We start from the raw sequence: 18,033 nt of genomic DNA on the forward strand, positions 1-18,033 counted from the left end.
GGAAAACCTGGCCACCTTACGCAAGCTCACCCTGCAAGTGCTCACCCAACAACGCGACGGCTTAAGTCTGGCTAAACGGCGCGTGAAAGCGGCCTACGACATTCACTACCTCAAACAAATCCTCACGTAGGCTTCATGCGTTTGCCCTGACATCAGAGGCTATACCCCAAGGAAGTAACTTTTCATGAGTGAAAACAGCATGAGTCTGCTGGGTAATCACGGCCACTAACTGATTAATAGCCAAGTCGAACTCTGTCCCCTTATCAAGGGCACCGGCCACAACTATGTAAGGGTTAAAGGTGAGTGTTGCAGGCGAATGGTAGTAGGCTTTGTTGATAATGCCCAGATAAATATCAGGCGGCATTTTTTGCTTGCTGCAAATAGTCCGACCCGGTGCCCACAAATCCATAGAATGAAATTGCCAATTCTTTCTGCCGGGTGCCGCCGCATAGTCATGCAGCCATCGAGCTGTCGATTTAGTGGATAAACCTAAACGACCAAATTTTAAATCTTGCCCATCGACCCCGAACTGAAGCACGTTCAGCAACGCCGGTACACCAGCCACTTTGGTGACTCTTTGCAGTTCTCTTTCCACATTACGCCATCTATTTGGCTTCCAGAGAACAGGTGCTTCGGGACTACCAAGGATGACATGAAGCTGATATTGTCTGTCGTAAAAGCTCATCAATTAAGGGAGAAAATAGTAATAAGCTGATGTAAGGTAAGCAGTTGTCCATACCACATCAACTGTTCTTCAACGCCTCCCGAATCCCGCTCAACCCGCCCGTAATGCCCTCCAGCTTCTCCAGGAGTTGCAGGAGCTGGCCGGCGCCGGAGTTGCGGAGGTTGGCGCGGTAGGTGGTTTTGATTTCCTCCCAGCGGGCGGCTTCGGGGGGGGTGAGCCAGCCGAGCAGCTCGCGGAGCTTGAGCAGGTTGGCCTCGGTGGCGCTGGTCAGGGTCTGGGCCTCGCTGGCGTAGTGGGCGGCCAGCAGGTCGGTTACCTCCTGGTCGTTCATCACCGGGCGCACCTTTTCGGTTAGCTTGTTCATGTTGCGGTACGAGCCCTGGAGCTTGAACGGCGGCTCGGTGCGGTAGGCGTCGGCCTGGGCGGCGCTGGCGATGTAGGCGGCGTTCACCTTGGCTACCACGTCGCGCAGGCGCAGCAGCTGACGCAGCACGGCCACGTACTCGTTTAGCTCCTCGGGCGAGTGGTTGCCCTCGAAGGTGAGGCCTTCGGCCGAGCCGGTTTCGGCCAGGCGCAGGAGCGCGGGCACGTCCTGGGGGCTTTGGGTGGCCAGGCGGGCCAGGGTGGGGTGGCTGGTGAGGGCGTTTTCGAGGTAGGAGAGGCGGAAGGCGGCCTCGGAGCCGGCCGTCAGGATGTCGCCGAGGTTGTAGATGTCGGCGCGGTTGGCCAGCATGTCAGGCAGCTGGAACACGTCGCCGCTTTCGGTGTAGGGGTTGCCGGCCATCACCACGGCCACCTTGCGGCCCCGGAAGTCGTAGGTGCGGGGCCGGCCCCGGTACACGCCCTCAATCTGGCGCTGGGCGTCGCAGAGCGAGATAAACTTCTGCAAAAACTCGGGGTGGCAGTGCTGGATGTCATCCACGTAAATCATCACGTTGTCGCCCATCTCGAAGGATAGGTTGAGCTTTTCCAGCTCCTGCCGCGCCCCGGCGTTGGGGGCCTGGGCCGGGTCGAGGCTGGTTACCGCGTGGCCGATGGCCGGGCCGTTGATTTTCATGAAGATGAGTCCCAGCCGGTTGGCCACGTACTCCATGAGGGTGGTTTTGCCGTAGCCGGGGGGCGAAATCAGCAGCAGCAGGCCCATCAGGTCGGTGCGCTTGCCCTCGCCGGCGGTGCCCATCTGCTTGGCCAGGTTGGCCCCAATCAGGGGCAGATACACCTGGTCGATGAGCTGGTTGCGCACGAACGAGGTAAGCACCCGGGGCCGGAAGCTCTCCAGCCGCAAGGCCGCCGTAGCTTCGGCCACCCGCTGCTTCTTCAGCGCCTGAAACGCCTCGAATTGCGGCACTAGGTGCTGGTCGTAGCGCAGCAGTCGGCGGCGGAAGGCGGGAAAATCGAGGTGGTATTCGTTGCTCGTTGTTTGTTTTTCGTTGTTCGCTTCCAGGCGCGGATGGGAGCCCTGGAAGCCGGTGAGGGTTTCGCGGGTGGGCGTGGGCACGATGCGGGCGGCGTCGAAGGAGTCGGTGAGCAGGAGCAGGGCCACCTCTGTTGCCTCACCCCCCGGCCCCCTCTCCTTCAGAGAGGGGGAGCCTGACGATTGTGGTTCCATCGTTGAAGATTGCAGTTCGTTCACGTCTGCTCCCGAAGCACGTTGGCTTAACTCCGTAGTCAAAACAACCTCGCGCGCCGCTGTGGCCCCCTCTCTCTGAAGGAGAGGGGGGCGGGGGGTGAGGCAACTAGCCACCCACTGCCGCACCAGTTCAAACTGGGCCACCGGCTGCCCCGCCAGCGCCGCCACCGACTGTCCGAACAGCTCAGTAGCACGCCGCTCCTGGAGCTGCTGCCGGAACTGCCGGTACAGGTCGGCCGCCTCCTGGGAAATGGGGAAGGAGTTGTTAGTTGTTTGTTTTTCGTTGTTCGTGGTGGGGTGGTTTTTGGCGTCTTTCTTCTTGATTTTGACTGGCTCGGGAATATCAGACAAGCCTTGCTGCAGGTCGCTTTTGAGGAGCGAATGGAACAGGAACTCGCCGGCTTCCTGCACTTGGTCGGGGGTGAAGAGGGCGGTTTTGTGGGCGAACTGCTCCACGGCGGTTTGCAGCTCGGCTTGCAGGGCGTCGAACTGACGGGAGTCGGGGAAGACCTGGAGTAGGGTGCTGATGCCCTGGAGCTGGCGCTGCCAGTGGGCGCGCTGGGTGGGGTCGGCGAAACGAAGCCAGAACAGGGCGGCGGCGGTGCGGGTGTCGGCGGGGTAGCGGAGCAGGTCGGCGGTGCGGGTGAGGCGCACCAGGGCCGTCAGCAGCCGGGCCGCGTCGTGGTCGTGCACGCCTTTGAGGTAGCCCTCGGCGTAGCGCGGGGCCATAAACTGCTGCACGTAGGCCAGCAGTTCGGCCTCGCTCAAGTGGGCCAGCTCGGGCACCGATAGCACGGCGGTGCGGCCGGCTTCGGGTTTGGCGGGCGTGGGGTGGTGGGCCGCTTGCAGGATGCGCCAGGCCAGAAACTCGGCCCGGTACACGTCGGGGCTTTCCGATACCACGGTCTGGTCCCACACCGGGCGGGCGGCCAGCAGGGCTTCGTCTTCGATGGGCTGGAAGAAGTTGGTGCCGGTGAGGTGGTAGAACAGCGCGTGGTCGCGCTGCACCACCGTCAGTTCCAGCGGCTGGGTGTTCACGGTGAAGGCGTAGGGGCCGAATTTAATGGTCTGGCCGCCGTCGGCGTACAGGTCGGCCCGGTCGCGGAGTTGGCGCACGGCGTTTTCGCGCAGGGTTTTCAGGCGGCTCTGCACGTCGTCGGCCTTCACCGGGTCGCCCAATTCGAGTAATTCACGGGCCGTCTGGCGCACCTTCTCCACCATCAAATCAGCCGCGAAATAGCCCCCGATGTCGGCCACCGATTCGAGGCGGGCCAGGCGGGTTTGCACGGCTTTCAGCAGCCGCTCAGCGCTTTGCAGTAACGATGTAGCGCGCTGGTTGCGGGCGGCCACCAGGGCCGCTTTCCTGGCTTCGAAGGCTTCTACTACCTGCTCGCGGCGGGTGGTGAGCTGGTCGAGAAACTGGTCGAAATCGGGGAAGCGGCCTTCCAGCTCTTCGAGCTGCACCATGAGCTTGGTCAGGTACTCGTCGCACTTGGCGGGCGTGTCGGCCAGGTCGAGGTAGTTGGTGAGGGCCTGCTCCAGCAGCTTGAGTTGGGCCGTGAATTCGGCCTGGGCCTCGGTGCCGGCCAGCGCCTGCCGCCGCCGCTTCAGCGCCGCCCGAATCTGGTTGAAGCGGGCGTACACCGTCGAAATCCGATCGATGATGGCTGTCGTCTGGGTGGGGTCGGGGATGGGCAGGTTGCTCACCACGTCAATCAGCAGCTCCAATTCCCGGGCCAGGGCGGTGGTTTCCCGCTCCCGCTCGTCGGCCTCCACCGTCTTGGCCACCAGCGCTACGCCGTCGGATATGGTTTGCACGCGCTGCTCGTAGGGAGCCAGCGCATCGTCGCGGAGCAGGAATTCCACCGTCTGCCCGGCCACTTCCTGAGTCAGCGTTTCGAGGGCAGTGGCCTGTTCTTCCACGGCCGGCAGGGCCACGTAGCGCAGCTCCTTGAGGCCCACCACGGCCCCGCGTACGGCCCGCAATTCGCCCAGCAGCTGCACGAAGCCGGTTACGTCGTCGGGGGCAGTGCGGCGGATATGGTCAGTTAGTTCGGTGGCCTGCTGGAACACGTCCTGGGTTTGCTGGGCCGTGCTTTTGCGGATGCCGCGCACCTTCTCGAACTCCTCCACTGCCGCCGTGGCGGCCTGGCGAATGTCGTCGAGCGGGGCGGCCAGGTCCTGGGCGGCGGGCTCGCGCAGCCAGTGGTAGGCATCGGTGAGGGCCGTGGTCTGGCGGATGAGGTCGACGTAGAGGCCGGCGTAGGAATCTTCCTTGCCCGTGAGCATGAGGACTTCCTGCACCTCGCTCATGGCCCGCACAATTTCCTTGTTGCCGAGCTTATAGAGGTAGGAGTCCGAGGTAACCGGCAGTTCGAAATCCGGCCCGGTAAAGGGCGTCTGCCAGATTTGTACGGCGTGGTGCTTCTTGGGCTCCTCGTCGGTGCGGAAGTAGCACAGTTCCCCGTTCTCAAACACCGCGTAGCCGTGGCACACGATGGGGTTGTCCACGCGCTGGGCAATGCGGTTGTAGCTCAGCAACAGGTACAAACCCGAGTCCTTGTTATAGAACACGTACAGGAAGTCCTCACCGTTGGGCGAGGCCAGGCGCTTCTCAAACAGCATGTCGCGCAGGCCGTTGTCAAACAGCTTGTTGTCGCCGGTTTGCAGGTAGAAGCCGTGCGGGAAAATCAGGCCCTGGCCGTCGGGCAACAGTACGCAGGCGTCGGCCAGCGCATTGAGGCGCTGGGCTTTTTTGAGCTTGTAGTTGAAGATGAAGTAGCGGTACGTCTGCTCCTGGTAGGGCCGGATTTTGAGCAGCACCAGGTTGCCCACCACCGCGTAGTAAATCTCCGAGTCGTCGAGGGTCTGGTCCTTGTCATCCACCGGCTCACTCAAAATCCCGCGGCCGGTGGCCGTGTTGTTTTCCACCTTGATGGTGAGGTCGCCGCCGGTGGTTTCCACGAACACCTTATCCTCGATGCTGATGTGCGGGTGCTTGCCGCCGCGCTGCATGTCGCGGGTGACCCGCTGCCAGGCAAATTCGTGCTGGGGCGGAAACCCGTACTCGTGGTCGGAGCGGTTGTCGAGGTAGGTGAGCGTGTCGCCGCGCATGAGCCACTTGAACGTCTTCACATCCGAAGCCCCCTTGCCGATGCGGAACACCATGAACAGGTGCGGCCCGAGCACGGCGAACTTCACGAACTGGGTGTTCTTGTAGTAGCGGTACAGGTTGCGGAACTCCTCCTCAAACTTGGCGTCGGCCAGCAGTTCCAGCCCCAGCGGCCGGAATTCCTGGTCGTGGTACTCGTACACGCCAAACACGTCGGCCAAGTCGGGCTCGGCCTTGAGGCCCAGCACCACGTTGTAGCCGAAAATGAACCGCCCGCCTACCGGCACCAGGTCCCAGGCCACGCAGTTGTACTCGGTGGTAATGCGCCCAGTGCCGAGCAGCCGCGTATCAACGGCCCCAAACACCTGCTTGCGCTCGGTATTGAGCACGTTCAGGCGCTGGCGCAGCTCGGTGCCGCTGGCTTGCAGGCGGTTGCGCAGGATTTCGTAGGTGCCGGTTTCGAGTTGTTCCATAAGTGCGCCTCACCCCCTGGCCCCCTCTCCGAAAAGGAGAGGGGGGACTAGTTTCTGGTATTTTAACCTTGGAAACCAGCCGGTGACAATTAGAAATTAGAATCTAAAAACTAGTTCCCCTCCTCAGATGAGGAGGGGCTAGGGGTGGTTGATGCTGGCAGAACGACCCGTTGAAACGCTGCTTCAATACCCGCCAGCACGCTTTCCAGGTGATTCATTACCAGCTTATTCTCAAATCTTAGAACCCGAAAATCCAGCGAAGTCAGATAAGCATCCCGCTCCGCATCCTGGCTTTCGCCGCTGGCCGTAAAATGCCGCGCGCCGTCCAACTCAACCACCAGCCGCTCCGCCGCACAGTAGAAGTCCACGATGTACGGCCCAATGCTGTGCTGACGCCGAAACTTCCGGCCGGCCAGCTGACTACGTTGCAGCGCTTTCCACAACAGCGCTTCGGCCGGAGTAAGGGCGCTTCGTAACGCTCGGCGGTTGGCCTTCTGGTAGCCCAAGTTGTGAACGTGGTTGGTCGGGGCTTTATCATCCATAGGATAAGAAAGCTAGAAACTGATTCCCCTCCTCAGATGAGGAGGGGCTAGGGGTGGTTGAAGATGATAGAACGATAAATTAGCAGTGCATCCCGGCGCGGCGAAAGAAATACAGTGCTATTTCGTTAGTGTACTTATCGTATAAGTAGCTGGCAAGAAGGAAGGTAATTGTTGCAGCTAATCTGAATATCCAATTTTGTGGTGGAATAGCTATTACCTGCTCCAAAGCAAAAAGTGTAAACCCTAAATTGCTTAGGAGGCTCACTAATTGCAACAATACTATTTCTAATCGCTCCGTCCGTAGATGGAGTAAATATTTTAAGAAGGTTTTCATGTCAAGTTGCTTTGTGGTAAAAATTACATTCTTCAACGATTGTCAACCACCCCCAACCCTTCCTCATCTGAGGAGGGGAGCTAGTTTCTAGCACTAGCTCTAAAAAACTAGAACCTAGTTCCCCCTCTCCTTTTTCGGAGAGGGGGCTAGGGGGTGAGGCGCACGTTAGGCGCACCACCTATTATCTTACATCAACCCCCGCACCATCACATCCCCCATTCCCAGCGCCTTGGCCGTGCCCGTCAACTGCTTAATGGTGCTCCGCGTCGCGTCATCATTAGCCTGACTCATGAGCTTGAGCAGCAGGGCCGAAACGCTCAGGTTCTTCATGTCGTCGGTGCTGAGGCCGAACTGGTCGATGAAGCGGCGCAGGTTAGCTTTGAAGTCGCCGCCGCCGTTGCCGTCCTCGCCGAAGAAGGTGTTTTGCACGGTACTGAGGACTTCGGAGTTGTGCACGGTCCGGTCGACCATCTTGCCCTTCGTGATGGAGCCGATGATCTGGTCGAAGAACATGGTTTCGCCGCCCACAATGTCGATTTTAGCGGCTTTGAGGGCCTCGCCAATTACCTCGGCCTGGGCAAAGGCAATGTCCTTTTGAATGGCAATCTGGGCCAGTTCGATGGACTTGTCCTTGTCGAGGCGCAGCTTGAATTCCTCGTGGTCCTTGCCCACGCCGTCGAGCTTGCGCATGGCGTCGGCCTTGGCCTCGATGCCCCGGGCTTCCACGGCGTACTTCTGCTCCGACACGGCGGCTTCGGCCAGCCCTTTTTTCTGGTCGGCGTCGGCGCGGGCCTGGATGATATCGGCGTCGGCAATGCCTTTTTCGCGGTTCACCCGGGCAGCTACCATGCCGATTTTCTCGTCGGCTTCGGCCTGGGCCCCGGCTTTCACCTGGATGCCCTGGGCTTCGGCGGCAGCCGTGAGTTGGAGCACGTTGGCTTCTACCTCACCCTGCTTCTGGCGGGCATCGGCCTTGGCCTGCATCACCATCGCGTCGGCCTCGCCCTCTTTCTGGTGCGCGGTGGCCTTGGCCTGCATCACCTGAGCCTCGGCTAAGCCCACGGCGGCCGCTTTACTGGCTTCGGCTTCGGCCAGGATGCGGATGGCCTGGGCTTTAAATTCAGCCGACGCCTTTTCAGCTTCGGCATCAATCAGGGCCTGCTTGGCGCGGAACTCGGCGGCCTGGCGCTCCATATCGGCCGCGCCCACCATGCCTACCGTGGCGGCTTCGGTTTCCTGGCGGGCGGCCGTGATGGCTACCAGCTTGTCGCGCTCGGCCAGAGCCTGGGCGCGGGTGTCCTTGATTTTTTCCTCCTCGATTACCGTGGCTTTCTCCACCGTAATCCGCTCGCGGATAATGGTCTGGATGTTCTTCTTTTCTTCCTCCAGGGCCTTCTCCTTCTCGATCTGGGCCAGGGCCACAATCCGCTCCCGCTCGTTTACTTCGAGGGCCTTGGCCTGGGCCACGCGCTCGGTTTCCACGGCGTCGGTGCGCTCCTTGTTGCGCTCGGCCACCAGTATTTGCCGGTCGCGGTTCTGTTGGGCAATGCCCACTTCCTCCTCGGTGGCAATACGGGCCTTCTCCGATTTCAGCATTTCCTCCTGCTGCACCTTGGCCGACTCGGCGTTTTCGCGGGCCCGGATGTTGGCTACCTCACGCTTCTGTTTTTCCTGGTTCTCAATCAGCTGCTTATCCAGCTCCAGAATGGTTTCCTGGGCCTCTACGTCCTGCTTCTTGATGGTTTTCTGCTTCTCGCGCTCAATCGAGTTGGCCTGGATTTTCTGCTCCGAAGTCAGGGCAATAATCTTCTTAATGCCCTCGGCGTCCAGGATATTGTCCTGGTTGAGGGCCGTGAGTGGGGTTTGCTCCAGATAGTCAATGGCGCAGTCGTCGAGCACGTAGCCGTTGAGGTCGGTGCCGATGATGGCCAGGATTTGCTGCTTGAACTGCTCGCGCGAGTTGTAGAGCTCAATGAAATCGAAGTGCTTGCCCACCGTTTTCAGGGCCTCCGAGAACTTGGCGTCGAACAGGTTTTCCAGCGCCGCCGGATCGGAGGCGCGGTGGGCGCCGATGCTCTGGGCCACGTTGATAACGTCCTGCGGCGTCTTGTTCACCCGCACGAAGAAGTTCACCTTCACGTCGGCCCGCAGGTTGTCTTTGCACACCAGTCCCTCGGAGCCGGCGCGCTGAATGATGATGGTTTTGAGCTTGATGTCCATCACCTCCAGCTTGTGGAGCACGGGCACCACGATGATGCCGCTGAACGACACCTTCGTGTCGCCCATGCCGGTGCGGACCAGGGCCTCGCCCTGCACGGCTTTTTTGTACATCCGGGCCACAATGGCCACAAAGCCCAGCAGAAAAACGGCGATGATGACGAGTACCACCAGAGATAATTGTTCAATCATGGAAGTAGGGAGTAGGGGTGTTTCAGGGAGAGGTTGTTGAGAAGAGGTTGTTGAGAAGAGGTAGGGGTGGGACTTGCCTCCGCCCGCCGTTGTTCGGGGCCGTTGTGCGAAACCAGGGGAGGGGCGTTCAGGCAGTGGCGGGGCGAAGTTCCAGTTTCTAGCTAAGCAGCCAGTCGGCCAGCCAGTTGAAGAAGTCGGCCAGCAGGCCGTCGAGCAGCGCGTCGCCGAGCCAGCGCAGGGCGTCTTGCAGCCAGTGGAGCAACTCAGTCATGGCGGATGGCGGGGTTTAGTTGCAGCAGCGCCGCCAGGAAACCGGCGCGGTCGGCCGGCGAAATCAGCACCGAATCGTACTTGCCGTAGCTGATGCAAAGCCGGTCGAGGGAGAGGGCCGGGGAACTGAGTAAATCATTACTGGGCCGGACAGAGACGATGGCCGACACCGGCACCCGCCACACCATCGGCCCCGACACCACGCGCAGCACTTGCTGCTCGGGCTGCACTTCGTAGTAAGTGGAGCACAACAGCCAGCAGATAAACCCCAGCACGGGCAGCACCACCAGCGCGTTGAGCAGGTAGTGCTCCGCCGCCGCATAAATGCCACTGCCAATCAACAGAGCGATAATGGGCCCGAACAGCCACCAGCTGATTGCGGACGGGAAAACCTGTTTCATAGCGGGATGGGGCAAGGGATAGGGAATAAGGAGTCGCCGGGGTGGTCAGACGCCCAGCTCAAACGGCTCAATCAGGTAGCAGCGGCGGGTTGTATCGTAGTCGATGATGAGGGCCGTGTCGCCCTTGCGCAGCTCGGCGCTGGCCGAAGCGGCCCGCACGTTGAGCATCAACGGGGCGCCCTTTTGTAGTCGCACGCTGGCCTGGCCGAGCTGCTCGTGGGAGGCGGGCAGCAGCAGCGTGCATAGTTTGCCCAGCGGCGAGCTGCTGCCCTCGTGGTCCTTTTCCAGGGCCGCGAACAGGTGCACGAAGGGCGTGGTGAGCACCTTGGCTACCAGCAAACTGCCCAGCAGCAGCGGCACGAGCAGAATTCCGCCAAGCAGCAGGCGCTCGTTGCCCAGGTAGTAGTTGGCCAAGATGCTGCCCACCCACCAGGGCAGGGCCACGAAGCTCACGAACACCATCAGCGGCACGCGGCCCAGGTTGAAGAAGCCCAGCACCCCGTTCAGAAAGGTAGTGCCCGCCTCGCCCGGGTGGCCGTGCGCCCCGGCGTGGGCATCCAAATCCGCGTCGGCGTCGGTGCTCACATCCAGGTCCAGCGACTTAAAATCGAGCACACCCAGCAGCACCGTGAGCCAGTACAGCAGCACCAGCACCAGCAGGCCCGTGGGCAGCAGGTTGGCCGGCGCAACGGCCGCGTGGAGCAGTTCTTTCATCGGGATAGAGTTAGCGCCGGGAAGGTACAGGAATCAGGAACGAAGCGCGGTTCAGGAGCAGTTCGATTCGGGGTGGTCCTGGCGGCGGCGGTAGCGCACCAGGCCAATGGTCAGGAAATTGAAACCGAACAGCAGCAGGGCCGGCAACCAGCGGGCCTCGGCCCCGACCCCGGAGCGCAGCACTACGCCGGAGAGCAACAACAGGACCGCCAGCAGGAAAATAGGATAGTCGAAGCGTTTCATAGGAATGGGGAATAGGGGTGAAAAAAACAGGAAAGAACTTGGTTAGCTTACTGTGCAAGCAATGGAACAGGGGTAGGATGCAGGATTGATGAAATGGGCGCTGCCAAGAAGGAAGGCCCCCTCACGATTTACCCCCCCTCAGAGCCCCAGCCTGGCCTTGAGGGCCAGCAGGTCGGACGAGGCCTGGCTGCTGCCGTCGGTGCCCAGGGCCTGGTCAATTTCCTGGTCCACCGACTTGCTTTCGTTGGCTAGCTGGCCGTACGATTCGGCCAGGGCTTCCTCGGTGGCAATCTTCTCCTTCATGCGCTCCAGCAAGCTCACCGTGCCCGACGAATCGAGTTGGGCCAGCTGCTGGTTGATGGTTTTGGTGGCCGTGCTCACCGTGACGCGGGCTTTGAGGGTGCGCAACTCGTTGTCCCACTGCGAAATGGTTTGCTTGAGCTGCTGCACGTTCTGGTGCAGGCCGGCGGCCGAGGCCTCGAACTGGGTCTGGTCCTGGGCGGCGCGGGTGGCCTGGGTTTCGTGCTGGGTTTTCTTGGTCAGGGCCTCGGTGGCGAGGCGGTCGGCCTCGGTGGGCTCCAGCTCCTCGCGGCTGCCTTTCTGGAGCAGCAGCACGGCCTTGTTCTCGTAGTCGAGGGCGCGGTTACGGTCCTGCTCGGCGTCGTTGCGGCTGCGGATGGCCAGCGCCTTCACCTCGGCCAGCGCGTGCAGGGCCTTGTCGAGGTCGGTGCGCAAGTCGCGCAGGCCCTGCTCGGTCATCTTGATGGGGTCTTCGAGCTGATTGACGGCCGAATGGGCTTCGGCCTGCCCGATTTTGAAAAGGCGGTTGAGAAAGTTCATAGCACTGGGATTTGGTAGGGGGATTAGGATGCCTGGTATGGTGCGCTTCGTTAGTCGCCGGAACCCAGGTGAGAAAACTCAATCAGCTCGTCGCCAAACTCGCTGAGCACCAGGGCCAGGGAGTTCAGCACGGCTTCGAGGGCTGCGCGGTCGAGGAAATCGAGTTGCAGCGTGTCGCGGTAAATCACCTTGAGGCCCGACTCGTCGAGCACGAAGGCTCCGTGGATGATGTCGCGGTTTTTCTGGAGCAGGCGCTGGTAGATGTCGCAGTTGGGGGCGGGCAGCTCCAGCAGGTACTGCTCCATAATCAGCAGGGGCTCGCCGCAGCCCAACACCAGGTGGTCGATGCCGAATTCGGGCCGGCTCACCACCAGCAGGTTGCTGGCCCCGTTCTCGTGGTGGATTTCGTAGCCCAGTTCCAGCAGATAGTTGCGGATGGTGGTAAAGTAGGAGTGAGGCATCGGCGGTGAAAATAGTAGAGGAGCGAAGGAAGGAAGGGGAGCGGCAGGCAGGGAAGTGCTCAAAAAAAGAGCACCGGTGGCCGGGTGGCTGGAACTAATGTGGTAGATTTACAGTGCAAGTGTACTCAAAGTTTGAGACATGCTCAAGGTTTGAGCGAAAAATATTTTGCCCGTATGTCGCACGTAGGAAAGAACATTCGTAAGATAAGAACCGTCAAAAAGCTCAGTCAGGCCGCTTTTGCCGAGTTATTTGGCCTTGCCCGGCCCAGCGTGGGGGCCTACGAAGAGGGCCGCTCGGAGCCTAAAATGGAAACCCTGATCCAGATTGCTCAGCATTTTGGCTTGTCCGTAGACTTGCTGCTAACGAAAGAGCTGACCGTAAACGAGCTCTACCACTTCGATATTTTTCGGCAGGAAGGGGCCGCCGCGCTGCCCTCGCCGCCCACCGCCGAAGCCGACCGCCTGGCCAACACTACGCCCTTCGTGCCCGCCGACCGCCTGCTCGAATACATCGTGCAGCACCACGATACCGGCTTCATCGATTCCCTGCCCTCGCTCACCTTTCCCCACCAGCTGGGGCCTGCCACCCGGGCCTTTGAAATTGTGGGGGCCGAGATGCAGCACCAGCAGCAGGGTCTGCGCCACCAGGACGTAGTGCTGGGCTGCCGCGTGGATAAGGCCACGGCCACTCTACGGCCCGGCCGCATCTATGCCTTCGTGACTCAGAACAGCCTGCTGGTGCGCCGCCTCTCCGAGCGCCTGCCCGCCGGCCTGCTCAAGCTGCGCGCCGATAACCCCGATTACGGAGTCCAGGAATTTGCCTTCGACCAGGCCCTGGAGGTTTGGGAGGTGAAGGCCGTATTTACCACCCACCTGCGCCCGCCCTCCCGCATGGAAGACCGCGTGACCCGCCTGGAGCGGCAGGTAGAAGAGCTGCTGGCCCGCCTCGACGGCTAAAGAAGCCTGGCCCTCATTCGCTCCCCCGCCGCAACGACCCCCAGCCCACAAAAAAAACGCGGAGCCGGGGCTCCGCGTTGGCTGGGTACTGCCGGAAGAAGATCCGTCGTTAGCCTTTCGAGATGGCAACGGTCCGGAGCAGGGCCGAAACGTCATCGGAGAGAGAAGACTGCTGCACGGGGCGGGGCCGGTTGGCGGCACCTAGCGCGAGTAACAACAGCAGAGCGATAAAGCGGAACAGAGTAGAAAAACGCTGCATAAAAAAGAAAGCCTGGTCAATAAGTCGCCCACCACCTGGGGGCAACGCCGATACATACGGCAAAGGTAAAGCCTGGTCGGTTGACGGCAGGTTATTATTAGATGAACAACGGCTAATGAGCCGCCAGGCGTTAAATAGCCGGGAATAATGTTTTCCGGCCCCGGCCACCCACCCCGGCCGGCGGGGTAGGCCAGGGTAAAATCAATACCTTGCCGTATCCTATCCGGTTCCCTTTTTTAGCTCCCACCCATGCCCCGTTTCGCTCCCCAAACCCCCGAACTCCGCCCCGAAACCAACCGCCAACCGACCGAAACCGGGGGGCCAGCCAGCCGGCCCATGCACTACGAGTACCAGCCCCAGCAAACGGTGCGGGCTCAGCACGGCTCCACCCTGCGCTGCAAAACCTGGGAGGCCGAAGCGGCCCTGCGGATGCTGGAAAACAACCTCGACCCGGCCGTGAGCCTCGTGTACGACGAGCTGATTGTGTATGGTGGGGCCGGCCGGGCCGCCCGCAACTGGAAAGAGTACCAGACGATTGTGAAAACCCTCACGAACCTGGAGCCCGACGAAACCATGCTCGTGCAGTCGGGCAAGGCCGTGGGCGTGCTGCGCACCTGGCCCCACGCCCCGCGGGTGCTCATCGCCAACTCCAACCTGGTGCCCGCCTGGAGCACCCAGGAGCACTTCGACGAGTTGGATAAGCTGGGCCTGATGATGTACGGGCAGATGACGGCCGGCTCCTGGATCTACATTGCCACCCAGGGCATTTTGCAGGGCACCTACGAAACCTTTGCCGCCGTGGCCGACCGCCACTTCGGCGGCACACTGGCCGGCACCGTTACCGTAACGGCCGGCCTGGGCGGCATGAGCGGGGCTCAGCCCCTGGCCGTGACCATGAACGACGGCGTGTGCCTGATCATCGAGCCCATCGACGAGCGGGTGCGGCAGAAGGTGCGCGAAGGCTACCTCGACGAGCAGGCCCGCGACCTGGCCCACGCCCTGGAACTGTGCGAGCAGTACCGGCAGGCCCGCACCGGCTGGAGCATCGGCCTGACCGGCAACGCCGCCACGGTGCTGCCCGAGCTGCTGAAGCGGGGCTATAAAGTAGACATCGTGACCGACCAGACCTCGGCCCACGACCTGATGGACTACCTGCCGGAAGGCGACATCACCGCCGTGCTGCACCTGCGCGCCGACAACCCCACCGAATTCAGGAAGCAGGCCCTGGCGTCCATCATGCAGCACTGCCAGGCCATCATCGACCTGCAAGCGGCCGGGGCCGTGGCCCTCGACTACGGCAACAACCTGCGCGGCCAGGCCGAGAAAGGTGGCCTCAAGGTGCGCGACGACAACGGCCAGTTCCTCTACCCCGGCTTCGTGCCCGCCTACATCCGGCCGCTGTTCTGCGAGGGCAAAGGCCCCTTCCGCTGGGCCGCCCTCAGCGGCGACCCCCAGGATATTCTGCGCATCGACCGCGCCCTGCTCGAAACCTTCCCCGACGACAAAATGCTGGCCCGCTGGATTGAAAAAGCCCAGGCCAAAGTGCCGTTCATCGGGCTGCCGGCCCGCGTGTGCTGGCTGGGCTACGGCGAGCGGGAAAAGTTCGGCCTGGTCATCAACGACCTCGTGGCCCGGGGCGAAGTATCGGCCCCCATCGTCATTGGCCGCGACCACCTCGACTGCGGCTCCGTGGCCTCGCCCAACCGCGAAACCGAAGGTATGCTCGACGGCTCCGACGCCGTGGCCGACTGGCCCCTGCTCAACGCCCTGGCCAACTGCGCCAGCGGGGCCGACTGGGTGAGCCTGCATAACGGCGGCGGCGTGGGCATCGGCAACTCCACCCACTCGGGCATGGTGATAGTAGCCACCGGCACCCCCGAAAAAGCCGAACGGCTCAAGCGCGTGCTTACCACCGACCCCGGCATGGGCATCTTCCGCCACGCCGACGCGGGCTACGACATTGCCCAGCGCGTGGCCGAGGAGCGGGGCGTGCAGATTCCGGGGCAGGCGTAAATGGCAACGGCAACCTGGCGGCGCAACCAGGAATATTTCGGGCGTCGCCACTGTTGCCTGTGTTGTATCTTCCAGAAAACAGCCCGAGTTATGACCTTGGTATTAGTAGAAGTAGCAGATGAGGCTGCCATCGCAAGGCTCCGGGCGCAAAAAGATGGGCGCGTGGTTGGCGTGGTGTCAGAACCAGCAGGCCCTGTTGCGCCACCTGAGCAACCCGCGCCGCGCAAATGGGCCGGCGCATTGTCTGGTGCCGATGCCGATAGCCTGCGCGCCCACGCCGAGCAAGTACGAAGCGAATGGGAACGAGATACGCCGTAGATACCAACGTCGGGATTGATTTTCTGGCGGGGACGCTGCCAGCCAGCAGTACCATCTGGCCGGAGCAGCAGCTGAATGCTCAGCAACTTGCCCTATCCGTTGTAGTGCGCCTGGAACTGCTTTCCTGGCGCGGCGCTCCCTCGGTCCTGCAATTGCTGGAAGATTTCATCGCCGCAACTCAACAGCTGCAAATAGACGAACCAGTTATTCAGCAAACCATTCGGCTGCGCCGGCAGCACCGCATCAAACTGCCCGATGCCCTCATTGCCGCCACTGCTCACCCGCAACTTTAGCGCCGTGGCGGGCCTGCTCGTGCTGAACCCGCACGACGCGGCGCAGTTGCCGATGCTTTAAATATCGATACGCCGATACAGGTTACGTGCTGGCCCAAGAACGCGTAAAAAGCATAGTGAATAGCAATAAAAAAACATCTTTAAAAATGAAAATATGTCGAATTTGAATGTGGTTGAAAGAGCAAAATTGGAGAAGATTTTAAAAATGGGTAGTGGGTATATATTAGATTTTAACGATAATACTTTGCAGCACTTTATTGCTTCTACTAATGAAGTGGATATTCATGATGGGAAGTATAGCTTGAGTGGTGGGTCAAAGGCCAAGAAGATTCGGGAGTTTTGGACGGTAGAGAATGATTATCAAGTTAGTAAACTATTAGATGGTCTCGTCAGATACATCCGTGTGCGTAAAAGTGAGCTTCATCCTTCGTTTGAAGATATAGAGGAAAGCGCACTTCAGGAGGCCAGTAGGATTATAGATAGATTACAAGGTGCTTCCCTTGTTGAGCAATTAGATGCGATAGAGGCCAATAATGACGATGAAGACTTTAATAGACTGGCAACATTGATCAGAAGAGCCATTGAACAAGGAATGCCAGAAACAGCTTTAGATAGATTACATACTTTCTTAATGAAATTCTTTCGATCCTTGTGTGCTAAGCACGGTTTGAATTATCAAAAGGATGATGCTTTGCATGGGCTATTCGGTAAATACGTAAAATTCATTGAAGCAACAGGATTTATTCAATCTAAGATGTCAATAAAAATAATGAAATCGCAAATTAGTATTATTGACGAATTTAATCATGTGAGAAACAATGCTAGTTATGCTCATGATAATCCCGTTCTTAATTTTCATGAGAGTATTCTGATATTTAATAATATATCAAGCATAATTGGGTACATAAATTATGTAGAAAAACAGTAACACGTCTTTACTATCGTAGGGTCTGCCAGAGAACCATTACCGCGCCGCCCGAGCCCCGCTCCGGCGGCGTTGTTCGTTCCAGACAATCCGCCCAAAAAAGCAAAACCCCCGCCCCAGCTGTTTAACCACCTGCGGCAGCATCTAGCGGCCGTGTCAACCTAAACCTTCCCAACTATGAACATTGGAATCATTGGGGCCGGCCACATCGGCAGCGCCCTCGCCGTGCGGCTCGTCGGCCTCGGCCATAGCGTGCATATTGCCAACTCCCGCGGCCCCGAAACACTGACGGACGTGGCCAAAAAGACTGGCGCTACTCCCGTGACGGCCCGGGAAGCAGCCCGCCACGGCCGCGACATTATCGTGGTTACCATCCCGCTCAAGAATATTCCCGACCTGCCCAAGGATCTGTTCGCGGACGTAGCCGCCGGGGTGCCCGTCATCGATACCAGCAACTATTACCCGCTGCTGCGCGACGGCCGGATGCCGGAGCTGGAAACCGGCGACCTGACCGAAAGCGAATGGGTGCAGCAGCAGCTGGGCCGCCCGGTGGTAAAGGTGTTCAACAACATCTACGCCGACCACCTCCAGAACAAGGGCCTGCCCGCCGGCACGCCCGGCCGCATTGCCCTGCCCGTAGCCGGCGACGAGGCCGCCGCCAAGCAGCAGGTAATGGCCCTGGTGGAAGAGCTGGGCTTCAGCGCCGTAGACGACGGCACCCTGCACCAGTCGTGGCGGCAGCAGCCCGGCACCCCCTCCTACGGGGCCGATCTGCCGGCCGATAAGCTGCGGGAGCACCTGGCCAGCCTGGGCACCGAGCGCACGGCGGCCCAGCACGCCGAATACCTGGCCAACCACGCCCAACAGGAGCAGGAAATGAGGAAGCAGTTCCAGCAGTCGTCAGCGGCCGAGTAGCGGGTTGCCGGAAACGGCTGACCGAAACTGCCTGGCCCGCGACCAGCTGGCCTGTTTGTCGGGGGCCAGGCGTGCAGGATGCTACTGCCACTAGGGCTACCGCACCAAATTAGGCACTTTTGAGCAGTTCCAGCATAAATCCGTCGTCTCTGGCGGCCTTTTTACGCTTTCTTTTCAGACTAATCTTACTCGGTTCATGCGTGAGAAGAAAGAGGCTGAACTTGCGAAAGATGTTCAAA

General features: G+C 60.3%; 15 protein-coding genes. 5 read left to right on the top strand and 10 right to left on the bottom strand.

Annotated features, from left to right (window positions below; genetic code table 11):
* Positions 1 to 133: 133 nt before the first annotated feature.
* The 9 genes from D0T11_RS22245 to D0T11_RS20235 form a co-directional block, all read right to left on the bottom strand.
* Positions 134 to 685 (bottom strand): hypothetical protein, encoded by a 552-nt coding sequence (locus D0T11_RS22245; protein ID WP_147374757.1) that lies wholly within the window; start codon positions 683 to 685, stop codon positions 134 to 136.
* A gap of 58 nt (positions 686 to 743) precedes the next feature.
* Positions 744 to 5,900, bottom strand: coding sequence for a DNA repair ATPase (locus D0T11_RS20195; protein ID WP_119657622.1), 5,157 nt, complete (start codon positions 5,898 to 5,900; stop codon positions 744 to 746).
* A gap of 110 nt (positions 5,901 to 6,010) precedes the next feature.
* Complete coding sequence (locus D0T11_RS20200) at positions 6,011 to 6,442, bottom strand: endonuclease domain-containing protein (protein WP_119657623.1); 432 nt, start codon at positions 6,440 to 6,442, stop codon at positions 6,011 to 6,013.
* A gap of 520 nt (positions 6,443 to 6,962) precedes the next feature.
* Complete coding sequence (locus D0T11_RS20210) at positions 6,963 to 9,185, bottom strand: flotillin family protein (RefSeq protein ID WP_245991072.1); 2,223 nt, start codon at positions 9,183 to 9,185, stop codon at positions 6,963 to 6,965.
* 263 nt (positions 9,186 to 9,448) lie between these two features.
* Entirely contained in the window at positions 9,449 to 9,856 is a 408-nt protein-coding gene (locus tag D0T11_RS20215) for a PH domain-containing protein (protein ID WP_119657625.1), read from the bottom strand.
* 45 nt (positions 9,857 to 9,901) lie between these two features.
* Positions 9,902 to 10,570: an OB-fold-containig protein gene (locus D0T11_RS20220; RefSeq protein ID WP_119657626.1), complete on the bottom strand. Its 669-nt coding sequence runs from the start codon at positions 10,568 to 10,570 to the stop codon at positions 9,902 to 9,904.
* A 51-nt stretch (positions 10,571 to 10,621) separates the two neighbouring features.
* A complete protein-coding gene (locus tag D0T11_RS20225) occupies positions 10,622 to 10,813 on the bottom strand; it encodes a hypothetical protein (RefSeq protein WP_119657627.1) in 192 nt (63 codons plus the stop codon).
* A gap of 138 nt (positions 10,814 to 10,951) precedes the next feature.
* Positions 10,952 to 11,653: a PspA/IM30 family protein gene (locus tag D0T11_RS20230; protein ID WP_119657628.1), complete on the bottom strand. Its 702-nt coding sequence runs from the start codon at positions 11,651 to 11,653 to the stop codon at positions 10,952 to 10,954.
* 50 nt (positions 11,654 to 11,703) lie between these two features.
* Positions 11,704 to 12,114 (bottom strand): YbjN domain-containing protein, encoded by a 411-nt coding sequence (locus D0T11_RS20235; RefSeq protein WP_119657629.1) that lies wholly within the window; start codon positions 12,112 to 12,114, stop codon positions 11,704 to 11,706.
* Positions 12,115 to 12,288: 174 nt separating this feature from the next.
* Here D0T11_RS20235 and D0T11_RS20240 point away from each other — a divergent pair, with 174 nt between their 5' ends.
* Positions 12,289 to 13,071, top strand: a complete 783-nt coding sequence (locus tag D0T11_RS20240; protein WP_119657630.1) for an XRE family transcriptional regulator — start codon at positions 12,289 to 12,291, stop codon at positions 13,069 to 13,071.
* A gap of 109 nt (positions 13,072 to 13,180) precedes the next feature.
* Here the strand turns inward: D0T11_RS20240 and D0T11_RS22715 are convergent, their stop codons facing one another.
* Positions 13,181 to 13,330, bottom strand: a complete 150-nt coding sequence (locus tag D0T11_RS22715; RefSeq protein ID WP_182888518.1) for a hypothetical protein — start codon at positions 13,328 to 13,330, stop codon at positions 13,181 to 13,183.
* Between the two features lie 249 nt (positions 13,331 to 13,579).
* On the opposite strand from D0T11_RS22715, the gene hutU reads away from it, so the two are divergent.
* The 4 genes from hutU to D0T11_RS20260 all read left to right on the top strand — a co-directional run bounded on the left by hutU (position 13,580) and on the right by D0T11_RS20260 (position 17,794).
* Positions 13,580 to 15,343, top strand: coding sequence for a urocanate hydratase (gene hutU, locus D0T11_RS20245; RefSeq protein ID WP_220473755.1), 1,764 nt, complete (start codon positions 13,580 to 13,582; stop codon positions 15,341 to 15,343).
* A gap of 296 nt (positions 15,344 to 15,639) precedes the next feature.
* A complete protein-coding gene (locus tag D0T11_RS20250; RefSeq protein ID WP_119657631.1) occupies positions 15,640 to 15,954 on the top strand; it encodes a type II toxin-antitoxin system VapC family toxin in 315 nt (104 codons plus the stop codon).
* 154 nt (positions 15,955 to 16,108) lie between these two features.
* Positions 16,109 to 16,882 (top strand): abortive infection family protein, encoded by a 774-nt coding sequence (locus tag D0T11_RS20255; protein WP_119657632.1) that lies wholly within the window; start codon positions 16,109 to 16,111, stop codon positions 16,880 to 16,882.
* Positions 16,883 to 17,056: 174 nt separating this feature from the next.
* Positions 17,057 to 17,794 (top strand): NADPH-dependent F420 reductase, encoded by a 738-nt coding sequence (locus D0T11_RS20260; protein ID WP_119657633.1) that lies wholly within the window; start codon positions 17,057 to 17,059, stop codon positions 17,792 to 17,794.
* Positions 17,795 to 18,033 lie beyond the last annotated feature (239 nt).

Origin of the sequence: Hymenobacter rubripertinctus (assembly GCF_003583925.1) — a bacterium.
GTDB lineage: Bacteria > Bacteroidota > Bacteroidia > Cytophagales > Hymenobacteraceae > Hymenobacter > Hymenobacter rubripertinctus.